The sequence below is a fragment of the Dictyobacter aurantiacus genome, assembly GCF_003967515.1.
Taxonomy (GTDB): domain Bacteria; phylum Chloroflexota; class Ktedonobacteria; order Ktedonobacterales; family Ktedonobacteraceae; genus Dictyobacter; species Dictyobacter aurantiacus.
In genome coordinates this window covers 3,160,996-3,174,892 of sequence record NZ_BIFQ01000001.1, presented here as the reverse complement: position 1 = coordinate 3,174,892, position 13,897 = coordinate 3,160,996, and the positions used below count along the sequence as shown (strand labels likewise).

Sequence of the window (13,897 nt, the reverse complement as noted above, 5' to 3'; positions counted from 1 at the left end):
AATCAAAAAATTGAAAAGGCTGTTAGTAAAAACTGAAGATATTTCGAGTGCTGTGGAATTTCGCTCACCAGATGGTCTTTTACTTTTTCACCAGATATGACATATCTGGTGTATTGTCGCCTGCGGTGGAAAGAAAAGGAGAAGTGCGAGAGGGCAGGAAAACCCTCCAGCACCTCCCCGCTTTGATGCGCACTTGCAAGTTTCCTGGCTATGTAGAGGACCCGTTAAAGAAAGGCCAATACGGCAACGACCACTCCATAAACAAACAGCGGAATGCCAAGGTAAATGTTCCGTAAATAATCCTCTCTTGCGGATGACAAGCGCTGATCCATCAATATAATCTCTGAAGCTATCAATACGAGGAAAGCGAGGACCGAAGCAACCACGATCCATATCGCACGCTTGCCACTACGCAGGCGCGCCTGTTTGTGATAAATAAGTAATAAGATCAGGGCAATAATACCAATCAGAAAGACGCCTATCAGGAGAACCCCGTCGGAATTCTCAGAAAGATCTCCCATAAAAGTGCCAAATAAACCAAATGCCGCCCAGAAAATACCCCATAAATAGAAAAGACTGCTGATGACGGAACCGGTCATGCTACGCTCTCTAACAGGTGGTGGAGTAGCAGGCAGCGCTCCCGGGAAGTTATGCGCGTAAAAATTATTGTTTGGCGAAGAATACCTGTAGGGTCCATCTGCCTGATAATTTTCCGCCGATGGCGTGGTAGCGTAGTTGACACTCTGGGCTGGTGGAGTGTAACTATAAGAAGGAGGAGGCGGCGGCGAAATCTGGTTCTCGTTACTAATGGTGGTATATATCGATTGCGAAGGCACAGTGTAATCAGCCGTCGTATATACATGATCTAATGGGGCGCCACATTTCTCACAGTACATACTCTCCTGGATATTTTCGTACTGGCAGTTCCTACAACGCTTCATGCATTTCTCCTCTGAATCTTTTTCTCTGCTCATTTATAATAACATGATTCTAACGCCCGCTAACAACTTCCGCATAGAAAAAAATACGCACGATACCTTCCATTCTTTGTTTGTATCGGCAAGAAATAGAGAAAAAACCATATGGCTCACATAGTTGCTAACAATGCTCAGAAGTTATCGTGGATGAGATCTACTTTGCTAATACATTCTATATCAACGTATACATATGGGAAAACTTCAGAGGCATTCCCCGATTTTACCCTGGCGCTAAGGCGAGGAGAAAAGATCCTCTATGTCAAGTCTAAAAAGCGCATCAAGAAAAGCTGAAAGGGGGAAATGAAACTGGGGAAACAAGGACTGCCTTCAACTGAGCATGAAGGAGCATATCATGCCGCAGCGCGGTGTCAAGCCGCTTCACTTTCCTTGACACCGCGCTGCTTGCATGATCAGAAGAAGACATGCTCAGCTGAAGGCAAAAAAACAGGCGGTTTTGCCTTTCAAAGATGGCCCTTTCTATGCGGCTCTGGGAGCATGAGCCAGCTTCGCGGACTGAAAGATGGCAGCGTCATAGCACTCGTGCTTGCTCCAGAGCGCAAAGAGGATTCTCACCCACAGATTAGAAAGGGCACGAACGGCTTCCGTATGGCTTTTCCCTTCACTTCGTTTACGCAGATAGTAATCCCTCGCCCAGGGTTCTTGTTGGGTACTTTGCCACGCAAACTGGTGCAAGGCATTGCGCAGAGGTTTACTACAGGCATAACGGCGGTGGGCTTTCGCGTAGGTTCCACTCTGAAAGATGACGGGCGAGGTTCCAGCCAACGCCTGCAAATTGCTCGCTCGCAGGTAGCGGCTTCTCTCATCCCCAATCTCCGCCAACAGTCGAGGGGCGAGCCGTTTTCCAGCACGGGGCAAACTGCTGAAAATCGGACTGTCAGCGTGGGTCAAAAAAAGGTCTTCAATCACCTTATCATATTCGGCGATCTCTTCCACCAGCGGCAGCAGTTGCTTGACTTGGACCAACATCAGGCGGGACTTGGTCCGCGTTGTAATCGCATCAGCGGTCAAATGGGATTGATGCAGCCTCTGGAAGATCAAGGGCGCTGCCTTTGTCGGATTGGTATGCCTTCCCTGGCGCAATGTGACCTCAATCTCTTGTACCGAGGCCCCCATAGCCGCTTGCGGAGTCGGATAGGTTTGCAAAAACATCAGCGTCGAATGCTGCTGAAGCTTGGCAAACAACTGCAAAGCCACTGGATAGTATGCTTTGAGGCAAGCTGTCAACTGGTTTACCAGTCGGGTCTGGCTCTGAATCAAGCTATCTTGATCGCGGGTCAATGCTTTCAATTCAGCAATGATGTCGCTATCAGGTTTCAAGCGCCGCAAGTCCACCAGTTCAGCCCGTCCATGTTTCGCCAACAGGTAGGCATCAAGCGCGTCCGTCTTTACCCCAGAAGCTGGCCGCCGACGATCAACCGTTTTGGGATGAACTGGATACACGTGCCAACCTGCTTCCAGCAGCGCAGTGATCAGCAGCCCACGAGATGTTTCGATGATGCAAGCCATCTGGTCTCGATCATCTGGGCCAGTAATATCTTCCAAGAAGGCATTCAGGTGATGCAAGCCTTCAGGCGTATGGTTGACGCGCAACGATCCAACTTGGCGGCCAGCATCGTCAATGACCAACACATCGTGGTGAGCGTTCGCCCAATCAATACCAGCATACCACATAGCAAACTCCCTTCTCGAAGAGAACTGTTCCTGGGTCAGCGTGTTCTTATACTGCGGTGCTCAATGAAGGCACGATCCTCTAATGGACGCTCCATCCAGGAACAGCAGGAGGCGAAGCGCGATCTTTTCTAATTGGTCGAGCCAGGTGAAAGAGGTAGACTTTCGCCTCCTGCGTTCGACTCGTTTCTGGAGCAAGTGTACCGCTTGCTCCGTCCCTCTCTCGAGAGGGCTTGTAAACATATTACTGTATAAGAAGAGAGGGGGTGATTATGAGTACGCTGACGTCCGTAAATGGCGTAACAGCGCATCTCTCCGCAGGCCAATAATGCACAGCGTTACCAGGGCAATCGCGACCATCACGCCCGCTGTAATAGTGATGATAGGCGTGCCGCTATTTCTGAAGATGATCGCTATATATGCCCACACAATGACGGCCAGGTAGGCCATATCCACGCAGGTCAACCCGACATAGATGGCGATGGCGGTTCCCACTACCAGTAGTAGCGCCGTCCAGATAGCAGGACTGATACCTGCGCCATTCCATCCCAGATTAGCCAGCACTACAGCGGTGTTAACGATACTGGCGACGGTAATCCATCCCAGATAGATACCAAAGGGAGCATTCACACACCAGCTTTCCAGCGGCGAGGCGCTCTCTTTATTGATGCCGGTGCGGATATAGATGGTCAGTAGGGCCAGCAGCAGGATGAACATCATGAGCAGGCTGAGATTGATCCATTCGTTAAGCCAGACATACTCCCAGGCAACGTTAGCGACACAGCTCAAAGCATACCAGTATCCGATTCGCCGTAGCCGTGGATTCTCCCGCTGCGCAGGCAGTGCCTGGTAGACGGCAAACGCGATCAGACCAATATAGATGATTCCCCAGATGGCAAAGGCGTAACCGGCGGGTGTGATCGGCACCGGATGCCGGCTTGAAACCTCCCCTACACTGCGGCCAAAAATGTTTGTGCTAAACACATTGAGTAGCACCGTACCGATTGTCGCAATGACGTTGATAATCTGTCTCGTTGTGTCTCTTGACATAGAAGATGCTCCTTACCATTGATCAGCGATCACAATGTCAACTGTGTATGTACCACCCTCGTCCACTCATCCCCTCGCCGCTAAGTATCTCCTCTCCTCTCTTTATTGATGTCCGAAAAAATAAGATCGTATAGCTTTACACTAAAAATGCGCAATTACGTTTATATGCTGTGGCGAATGATGCGAATGGTGCGCAATGCGCACCATTCGCATCATTCGCCACAGCATATAAACATGAGCGGCCGCGCATGCGGCCGCCTGTATGGGGCGCTCACGCACTGTAGCAGGCGGAAGGTCTAAGATTCTGTCAAGCACCGGATAATAATTCTTATCCATACTTGTTCATTATTGCGTCAGCATAATAGCTAGTATGTATACTCCCTTAAATGTATACAATCAGTAATATTGTCTACTTGTACAATGAAACCAGGGCGAAATATCGTCCGTGATGACTATAGTACTACTTTCCACGTCTGAATTGCCTGTTTTGGCCTATTTCATGCCCTATATCAAGGAGGTTGCACCGCATATGTCCGATCAGATGCTGGCAGAGGCGTATAAACTCGGAGAAGACCACAAGCTGGAACAATTTGTGGTTACACTCAAGGTAAACTACAAGCCCTCGGATCTTTTCTACGCCCTTTATTTAAGCGCGGCGGTTCCAACGATCATTATTCTGCTCGTCTTTGGCTTCTTCTGCTCTATCAATGTGTCTATGAGCAGTACCGCTTACTATGCGCTGGTCGGTGTAGTTTCAGTTCTGTACCTGTCGATCCTCGCGGTTTGCTGGTTGCGCGATTACAAACCGTTGTTGCTCCCTATGCGTAAAGACCTGCATGTCCATGTGTATACCGCGGGTTTTATCTGTGTGGCGGGTAATCAGGTGGAGGTGGTGCGTTGGGAGCAGATGAGAAGGGTAAGTTATAGACGAGCCACAACCTTTAAAAATCATGACCCTGCCTCTGTCGTTAAAGTCTGGCGCCAGGATGGGAAGAAATTTGTCTTTAACGCGGCGATAAAGCATGTCGATATCCTGGGTCAGCTGGTGGAACGCGAGTATCAGAAACGAAACCAGCAGCTACCATCTACTATCAAGAAGAAAAAGACCAGCCTTTCATAAAAACAGGCATGTACCAGACACAACCAGGCGTCCATACGAATGTGTTGACGCCTGGAAAAGTTGCCACAGGCGTGGGTGTTGCCGCCTGGGACCGTCCATGTCATAATGACGGATATATAATTAATAGAGAGAAATATGAAGGAGAGTAAAGCCATGGCTGGCGGACGCAGCACACCCCGACGCCTCGATTTTTCCAGTGTCATTCCCAGCGCTATTTTGCAGAGCATTGCTATTGATGTGGTTTTTCCTTATATGCTATACCAGCTCTTTCTGGCACGCATGGCTGCCCCGATGGCGCTGCTGCTGGTGGCCCTGTTCCCTCTGGTCTATATAGGCTGGCAATATAACCAACGACATGGCCTGGACCTGATCGGACTGCTGGCATTGTATGTCCTGGGCTGGATCATGCTTGGCGTCCTGTTACCAGGCACCTCGCCACTGCTCTCAATACTCATTCATTATGTGCTACCAATTGGTATCCTGGGCATAGGAACGCTGCTTACACGAGCCCTGGATAAACCGCTGCTCTTCTATGTGGATCGCTACTGTCATGCCCATACTCGCGATCATATGGCAGACTATACTGATTACTGGCAGGAAAGCGCCAGCTATCGTCACATGATCTTTCGTATGAATACCGTCTGGGGTCTTGGTCAGCTACTCTTCTCTCTCTGCGTGTTGCTCCTGTCGTTTCTGATCCCGGTCGCTCTCGCCGCCTCTATTATCCTGGTGCTTACCTGCCTCTTCTATATCGGACTTACCATGTGGAGCGTGCAACAGGAAAGCGATCAGAACGCCGCGTGGGATGCGATGAACAGGGAGCAGGAGCCGCCGGCAACCGATTCGTAAGTCTGTCCAACATTACAAAATTTTAAAGGTTTGAAAAGCTGACTCGATTTAAACAAGAATTTTATAGCTTTTTGTGGCAGCACATGCTATACTCTCTGTGGGGTTGGGGAAGAAGCAATTGCCACTTGTCACTACTTGTTCAAACCATCGTCTCCATTGCTCTTCGCTCATCCCGTTTTTTCGGATTGATGCATTATTTCATTCATCTGCATAAACAATTTCTCCTCCAATTGCTGCCAGGCGATCTGTTCAGCCTGTAAACGGGTCAGGGTCCGGTTCTCCTGGGCAGCCAGAATAATCTGTTGCGTGACAAGCGATTGAAATGTCACCAGCGCCGACAACTGCTGCTCACTCGATGGCATCACACCCAGCGAGATATCAGATAGGAGATAAAACTCTTGCCTTTCAAAGGCCAGGCACATCAGTTCAACGTATTTCTGGATTAAGGATAGATGGGCATAGGAAAAAAAATCAGTCTGCGTGCTGGCAATATATAAGGCGCCGGCGGTCTGGTTGGCCAGCAGGATTGGTGCGGCTACCGCGCTCCTCACATCCTCAATCTGATCATATGGGAAGATACGCTGAATCTCATCGCGGTTTTGTAGCGTGCTCGAGTGCCCCGACGAAACGGCATAGCCTACCAGCGATTCAGCACCAAAGAATTGCGGATGATATTCAACGTAGGTGCTCCAGGGAGGAGTACCATTACCAGCCATCATGCGCAAACTGCGTACCTTCTGCCCCTGATCCGGAGGCACGCACTGTGCTACATATACCAGCATTCCATTGAGGTCCGGGTCAAGGTGTTTTAGAATTTGCTGCAGGATCAGACTACTGATAGTCGCGGAGCGCATGTGTTGCGAGACTCCAACATATGTACTCATGACACGCTCATAAAAATCGTTTGAGATCAGGGCGATATGCTCATCCTGGAGCAGGTTCTCTTGCCTGATATAGGGAAATTCTGTTGTGAGCAGCAATAGTAGTTGTTTCCGATATTGTGGCAAGGCGTTTAAAAGTAAGCGCAGGTTCTGTGGACGGGGATTGGTTTCGCCGTTCACCCAGCGTTTTAAGGTCATAGCATTGATATTCAAACTATCAAGGATTTTTTGCTGCTCTAACGGATCACTGGCTACATTTCTAAGCAGTTCACGCCACGTTGTTTCCATGTTTTACCACCAACAAATACAGGATCATACATCTCGTAGGTTTAAATATACTATCACATCAGATACCAGCATATCGTCTGTGCTAGTATTCGTCAATGTTCTTTTCTCATGATTCCATCAGTTACCTACTCAAATAGTATGCCTGTCATTCCTCTCATGCTTTCAGGCAGCTTTGATTGCCTTCGCTTTCTCTCTAATTGAAGCATCCATCTAGTATGAACGCCCAATGGACGGTAGTTTGGTCCAAAAAAAAGATGCCGCAAAGCCTACATTAAGCGCATCCTATCACTTGAAATAACCACGTTGTGTATTGCAGAATAAATGCACTTATATCAAACCTGCCTTAACAGTTCCTGCTCATCTCTATCTTACCTGGCGCTCTTTGTTACATTCATTGACCTTATAGAGACGACTTACGACCCGCGCCCGGGTATCGATATCTTACCAATAGTGGTGACCGGTGCTTAGAACGTGTCTGGCTCTCACGATCATCGCTCTGAGCATGCTTACGTTTTCGCACCTGCGGTGCTCAAGAGTCCATTGTGTGTTGGTGCATCGGGTGCGCAGATGCGCACCCGATGCACCAACACACCAAAACCGGTGCGGCCGCGCAGCGGACGCCCATGCGGGGGCGCTCACATGCCCCCAGGGTGGCGGAAGTCAGACACTCCCATAGTGTCTGATTCTCACGATGATGGCCTGCAGGCTGCCTGAGCTTTCGCACCTCTGGTGCTCACACGTCCATGGTGTGTTGGTGCAGCAGGGGCGCGAAAGCGCCCCTGCTGCACCAACACACCAAAACAATGCGGCCGCGTAGCGGACGCGAGTGCGGGGGCGCTCACGTGCCCCCAAAGTGGTGGGAATAAGACACATTCATAGTAGATAGACCACAATACTTGACTTAGTTGGTCAATTTTATCATGAAAAAACCTTGACAGATCGGCAGGCAATAGATTATGCTTTCAATAGCATAGAAATATGATCACAGCTTCTAAGAGAGGTGGATCTGCATAATCCCTGCTATTGTTATGCTAGCAGGTAAATAATGCGTATATAGAGCCGGTCGTCTGTATGAGCGAACGATATATCAGTGGGTAGATAGCTGCGGGCGGGCGAAAGGGTTGAGACGAATGCAGAATCGTTGACGCGGTAGATAATTTCCGGTTCATGCTTGTGTCTCCTCTGTTCGTGCTTGTGTCTAATGGAAACGGTCAGAATGGTACAATTGGAGGTACCATCCTGACCGTTTCTTTTATTACTGGATGAGAGCAGAATCGATGAACTGGCGGCCTATTTCAGGCTGGCCAGCTCGCTATGCCGAGACTGCAGTTTGGTGACGCGCTCTTCTTGCGCCGCCAGCTTTTCGCGCTCTTTCTCTACCACCTCGGGCTTGGCCCGGGCGACAAAGTTCTGGTTGGAAAGCTTACCCTGCAGGCGTGCCACCTCTTGCCTGGCCTGGGCGATCTCTTTATCCAACCGCTCCAGTTCTTTGCCGATATCGAGCAGGCCTGCCAGCGGTAGATAGATCTCGACCGCGCCCGCGAGCAGACTCATAGCCTGCTCGGGCTTCTGAGCAAGCTGCGCATGCAGCTGCGGCCGCTCGGTGGTGGCCAGGAACTCAATCACTGGTGACTGGGCTGCGAACATCTCAATGTCGTTGCCGGCCGCCATAATGACGGATACTCGACGCGACTTTTCAACGTTCATCTGGTTACGAGCATCACGGATCAGGGTAACGACGTGTTGAACCAGACTGAACTGCCGCTCCGCCTCTTCATCCACCAGGGCCTCATTATACTGGGGCCAGGAGGCGACGATCAGAGCGGAAGCCGGCCAGGCCGCTTTGTCGGGCTCGCTGAAGTGATACAGGTACTGCCAGACCTCTTCCGTCACGAAGGGCATGAAGGGGTGCAACAGGCGCAGGCTCTGATCCAGGACCGCGCGTAAGATGGCGGCGGTATTCTGCTGCGCCTGCTCATCTCCCTGCATCTGCACTTTAGCGCTCTCTACATACCAGTCACAGTAATCCGACCAGAAGAATTCGTTGATCTGGCGGCCCGCTTCACCAAACTGGAAGTCATCAATCAAACGCGTAACAGACCTGGTGAGCCGTTGGAAGCGATGCAGGATCCAGCGGTCCGCCAGGGTCTGTGGCCGCAGGGAGTCAATGGTGGGGATACCACCACCGATGTCGGCCGTCTTCATCAGCACGAAGCGCGAGGCGTTCCAGATTTTGTTGGCGAAGTTGCGATTTCCAACGATGCGCTCGTCGATCAGCTTCATGTCGTTGCCCGGCGTGCTACTGGTCGCCAGGGTGAAACGCAACGCGTCGGTACCAAACTTATCCATCACCTCCAGTGGATCAACGGCGTTGGCCTTAGACTTACTCATCTTTTCGCCTTTGGCGTCGCGTACCAGACCATGCAGGTAGATGGTCGAGAATGGCGCGTTCCCCATGAAATGGATGCCCGACATGACCATGCGCGCGACCCAGAAGAAGATGATATCGTAGCCCGTCTCCATCACAGCGTTGGGATAGTAGCGCGGCAGGTCCGCGGTATTATCAGGCCAGCCCAGGGTACTGAATGGCCATAACCAGGAGCTAAACCAGGTATCCAGCACATCCTCGTCCTGCCGGATCTGGGCGCTGTCACACTGTGGGCAGGCGGTCACGTCTTCACGGCTGACGATCATCTCTCCGCAGGCGTCACAATACCAGACCGGGATGCGATGTCCCCACCAGAGCTGACGCGAGATACACCAGTCATGGATGTTTTCGAGCCAGTCAAAGTACGTTTTGTTGAAGCGCTCGGGTACGATCTTGATCTGGCCATACTTGACGGCGTTGAGCGCTGGCGTGGCCAGCGGCGCCATCTTGATGAACCACTGCTTTGAAATCAAGGGCTCGATCACGGTATCACTGCGCTGACACCGTCCCAGCGGTACCGTGTAGTCTTCAGTTTTCACAACCAGACCCATCTTTTCCAGGTCGGCCACCAGATTCTTGCGCGCCTCGTAGCGATCCTGACCTGCATAGGGACCCGCCTCGCTGGTCATTCTGGCGTCAAAACCGATGACCTGGACGCGTGGCAGGTCATGGCGGGCGCCGATCTCAAAGTCGACCGGATCGTGGGCGGGCGTGACCTTGACGGCGCCGGTACCAAATCCAGCCTCGACGGCCTCGTCTCCCACGATCGGGATCTCGCGATTGACGACCGGGACGATGGCGATGCGGCCAACCAGGTCTTTATAACGTGGATCACTGGGATTGACGGCGATGCCGGTATCGCCCAGAATCGTCTCAGGGCGCGTGGTGGCGACACTGATGTATTCGGTCTCACCAGCCGCCTGTCCCTCCAACGGCTTCAAGGGATAGCGTACATAAGTCAGCTTGCCTGGCGTATTCACATGATTGACTTCCAGGTCCGAAATCGCGCTCATACAAACGGGGCACCAGTTGATGATGCGCTCACCGCGATAGATCAGGCCCTCTTCATACAAACGTACGAACACTTCGCGTACCGCTTTGGAGAGTCCTTCATCCAGCGTAAAACGCTCACGCGACCAATCACAGGAGGCGCCCAGGCGGCGATGCTGGTCCTGGATGCGGCTCTTATATTGATGCACCCATTGCCAGATACGCTCTACAAAAGCTTCACGCCCAATTTTATGGCGATCGGTCCCTTCCGTCGCCAGCAAACGTTCAACCACGGTCTGGGTCGCGATGCCCGCGTGATCTTCACCCGGCACCCACAGGGTCTCGTCACCTTGCATGCGATGATAACGGATCATAATATCTTCAAGCGTCGCGGTAATGGCGTGCCCCAGGTGGAGCGCACCTGTTACATTGGGCGGCGGCATGCTGATCACAAACGGTTTGCGGGCCGGATTCGGACGGGGCTTGAAGTAGCCACCCTCCTCCCAAAAGCGGTACCACCGGGCCTCAACTGCCTGGGGCTCGTACGCCTTGGGCAATGCCGCCACATCAGTGATCGGCGTCGTCTCTCGTGTCTTTTCCTGCTCGATCATATCCACCTCTTACTAACACATAAAAAAAGCCCTTCCCGTCAAGGACGAGAAAGGACGTAACTCGTGGTACCACCTTGTTTCGATCAACGGATTCGCCGCCATATATATGACGCGACGCATTCCAGGTTGATCCTCAGCAGTGCTGTATCGGGCACCCCCGTGGAAATTGTGTAATAATATACACTGGTTTCCAGGCTCACAGGCGACCTTCGTAGCGCTCATTCCGAGGAAGATTTTCAGCCTCTAGATCTTCCCTCTCTAACGGGAGCTGCTCCTACTCCTCCTGATCATGGCCAGTATACATCTTGTTTACATCAGTCTATCGATTCCCAATCCAAATGTCAAGACCATACGTCCCCGCCATAGGTGTCGGGCTTGCCGCGACCGGGAGCGCAGCGACCCCTCTTCCCGAACTCCGACTTGCTTAACGAGTCTCGCTGACGATCGAGGAGAGAAGGCTATCTTCAAACGTCATCTTGCCATACAGAAATTTCGTTGTCACATAGCATGCCACACCCAGACCAACGACGGTACCACCTGTAATCAATGGTAACAGCGAAAATGGCCTTTGACCTATCAGAGAACCAACGTAGAACGACGTCGTCAAGGGCACGCACCCTAACAAAAATGAGCAAATAAAAGCCGGCAGAGCGTAAACAATATAATTGAGCAAGATCAGCCATGCATTGTAATCTCGTGCTTCAGCAGGCCTCTTCTCAGCCAGCAAACGCAGCTTGCGTATGCGCAACAAACCAAAAACAACCGCCAGCACAATTGAAATAATAACGGCAGCCCCGGCAGTAAAATAAAAGAGCTGATGTGTCCAGGGATCAGCAAAAACATCCATGTCGCCCCTTATCCTTTACAGTGGAAGTTCAGAAATTGTTCCCATTTCCCGACCCTTTAAGCATATCATACTTCTTCAATGTATAAAGATATCCTTAGAGGTGGTGCAACACGGCGGGTGGGTGCATCCGCACCCACCCGCCGTGTTGCACCACCTCTAAAAAATACAGGCGGCCGCGTGAGCGGCCGCCTGTGCGGGGGGCGTGAGCGCCCCCCGTAAAAAGTGTGTCTGACACCCTCACATCTTTTGGAAGGTGCTGGTTATCTTGCCGAACTGGAGCGTGTCCCCATCGTTGATAGGCGTGGGAGTATCTGGCTCCAGGCGCTTGCCATTGATGCGCGTAGAGTTGGTGCTATTCAGATCAGTAAGTGTGTAGCTGTTCCCGCTACGCTCGATGACCGCGTGGAGACGCGAGACGGTATCCGCGCCATCAAATTTGCTCAGGTCAACTTCCGGTTGCACACCACCCAGATCATGGTCATAGCGTCCAACCGCCGCTCGTTCGCCGCTCAGTTGGATCTGCTGTCCACTATTACCAAACGTCAGCGTCCCCCACGGCCCGGTGGATTGGCGAGACGCCTGTGCTGGCAGCGTCGGTTGGGATCCGATAGCCTGTGAAGCCGTGCTGGGCATAGTAGATTGTGTCGCGACATCCTGCTGCGCCTTCAAAACATCCGGATTGGATGGGATGTAGTACTGCTTCTGAGGCCGTGGCTGTGGAGGCGGCGGCGTCTGATGAGGCGTGCTGGGCACCATCGTTACCTTCGGCTGCGGCTTGACGGCTGGCTCCTGGGTCGTCGGCGGCACATAGTATTGCTCAGGTGGTCGCTGTGGCTTTGGCTGGGCTTCAGTCGACTGCTGGCTGGATGGCGTATAGTAGACCTGTGGCTGCGGCGGCGACGCAGGCGTCTGAGTCTGCGGCGGCGTATACGCAGGTGCCGGAGGCGGTGTATAGGTCGGAGTTGGTGGCTGCGCGGCGGCCGGTGGTGTATAAGTTGGCCTCGACGGCGCTACTGGTGGTGTCGGTGGCTGATAAACCGGCGTCTGCGGCGCGGCCGGTGGCGTATAGGTCGGCGCCTGTGGCGCCGAACCACGCTGCGGGATCGATGACTGGGAAGCCGGAGCGGTTTTGAAGGTCGAGGCTCCACATTTTGGGCAGAACGAGGTGCCCGCTTTCAACTCCGAGTTGCAGTTAGAGCAGTAGAGTTTGGGAGCGGTCAGGGCGCGTCCACAGCCCGAACAGAAGGTGTCTCCCGGCTCATAAGGTGTATTACACTGCGGGCAGCGCAGGCCTGCTGGCGTGGCCGGTGGGGCCATCTGTGGAGACTGCAACAACGGCTGTGGCGCCTCCTCGACAACCGTGTTTGAAGGAATATAATAGGGGATCTGCTGCTGTGGCTGGTTGGGCTGTCCCCATTGCTGCTGCATCTGCGGTATAAGGTAGGTCGGGATGGGGCCCGCCTGGATGCCCGGGCGCTGCTGGCGTACGAGACCATCCACGATATTTAACACCTGATTTCCCAGACTGGCCTGGCGCCATGCTCCGGCGCCGGCGGTCAATGCCAGCGGCCATAGAACCGGAAACGCGACCAGTCCAACCGCGCCAACGGCTGCTTTATCAACCCAGCGCTGCCGACCGATCATCGCCAGAATACCACCCGCCGTACGCTGGATGGTCAGCGAGATTGCCGCCTGCATACCAATAATCGCCTCGAAATCGCCGCCTTTTTTTAACTGAATCAACATCTGATCTCGATTGCCAAAATGCTGCGCTTGATAGCCCTGGGCAATATAGACATTGGAGATGTCACTAGCTAATCGCTCCACGTCTATATCATCTGAATTGTAAAAGCGGGCATCCATCCGTTATCCTCCAACGTAGCTTGATTTTTATCTGCTTGCTTCATGTATGTATCGTATAGATACAACCACCTGGTGGCTGGTGCATTGTTCGCATACGACGTGCTCTCTGGCTTCAGTTCATGCACAGGCAACACTCTACCTGTGCCAGCCATCTACTCTTATCTACGTATGTGGTGGCTGAGAGTTAAACAATAAAAAAGTAACTTTGCCCTCTTCCCGATAGATTATACCATACTCCTATTAGCGTTTTTTACCCGACAAAAAGGTGTATCTTCACGTCTCTTCAGGAGTTTAGAGGATGTTG

Annotated in this window: 9 protein-coding genes; 2 read left to right on the top strand and 7 right to left on the bottom strand. The window is 52.2% G+C overall.

The window, feature by feature from the left end; all coding sequences use genetic code 11:
- Nucleotides 1-224: 224 nt before the first annotated feature.
- From KTT_RS37975 to KTT_RS12790, 3 genes are all read right to left on the bottom strand, one after another.
- Nucleotides 225-941 (bottom strand): zinc-ribbon domain-containing protein, encoded by a 717-nt coding sequence (locus KTT_RS37975; RefSeq protein WP_503826468.1) that lies wholly within the window; start codon nt 939-941, stop codon nt 225-227.
- Nucleotides 942-1,454: 513 nt separating this feature from the next.
- On the bottom strand, nt 1,455-2,669 hold the full coding sequence (locus KTT_RS12795; protein WP_126594464.1) for an IS110 family RNA-guided transposase: 1,215 nt from the start codon (nt 2,667-2,669) through the stop codon (nt 1,455-1,457).
- A 267-nt stretch (nt 2,670-2,936) separates the two neighbouring features.
- Nucleotides 2,937-3,716, bottom strand: coding sequence for a TspO/MBR family protein (locus KTT_RS12790; RefSeq protein WP_126596343.1), 780 nt, complete (start codon nt 3,714-3,716; stop codon nt 2,937-2,939).
- A gap of 529 nt (nt 3,717-4,245) precedes the next feature.
- Between KTT_RS12790 and KTT_RS12785 the strand changes: the two genes are divergently transcribed.
- Both KTT_RS12785 and KTT_RS12780 read left to right on the top strand, forming a co-directional pair.
- Nucleotides 4,246-4,836 carry a DUF6585 family protein gene (locus KTT_RS12785; RefSeq protein ID WP_126596342.1) on the top strand — a complete coding sequence of 197 codons (591 nt, stop codon included), beginning with the start codon at nt 4,246-4,248 and terminating at the stop codon, nt 4,834-4,836.
- Between the two features lie 135 nt (nt 4,837-4,971).
- Nucleotides 4,972-5,685: a DUF3159 domain-containing protein gene (locus KTT_RS12780; RefSeq protein ID WP_126596341.1), complete on the top strand. Its 714-nt coding sequence runs from the start codon at nt 4,972-4,974 to the stop codon at nt 5,683-5,685.
- Between the two features lie 167 nt (nt 5,686-5,852).
- Here the strand turns inward: KTT_RS12780 and KTT_RS12775 are convergent, their stop codons facing one another.
- The 4 genes from KTT_RS12775 to KTT_RS12760 all read right to left on the bottom strand — a co-directional run bounded on the left by KTT_RS12775 (nt 5,853) and on the right by KTT_RS12760 (nt 13,593).
- Nucleotides 5,853-6,854, bottom strand: a complete 1,002-nt coding sequence (locus KTT_RS12775) for a GAF domain-containing protein (protein ID WP_126596340.1) — start codon at nt 6,852-6,854, stop codon at nt 5,853-5,855.
- A gap of 1,290 nt (nt 6,855-8,144) precedes the next feature.
- On the bottom strand, nt 8,145-10,883 hold the full coding sequence (locus tag KTT_RS12770; RefSeq protein ID WP_126596339.1) for a valine--tRNA ligase: 2,739 nt from the start codon (nt 10,881-10,883) through the stop codon (nt 8,145-8,147).
- Between the two features lie 424 nt (nt 10,884-11,307).
- The gene (locus tag KTT_RS12765; protein ID WP_126596338.1) at nt 11,308-11,730 is read right to left on the bottom strand and encodes a hypothetical protein; all 423 of its coding nucleotides are present in this window, start codon (nt 11,728-11,730) and stop codon (nt 11,308-11,310) included.
- Between the two features lie 237 nt (nt 11,731-11,967).
- Nucleotides 11,968-13,593 carry a double zinc ribbon and FHA domain-containing protein gene (locus KTT_RS12760; protein WP_126596337.1) on the bottom strand — a complete coding sequence of 542 codons (1,626 nt, stop codon included), beginning with the start codon at nt 13,591-13,593 and terminating at the stop codon, nt 11,968-11,970.
- Nucleotides 13,594-13,897 lie beyond the last annotated feature (304 nt).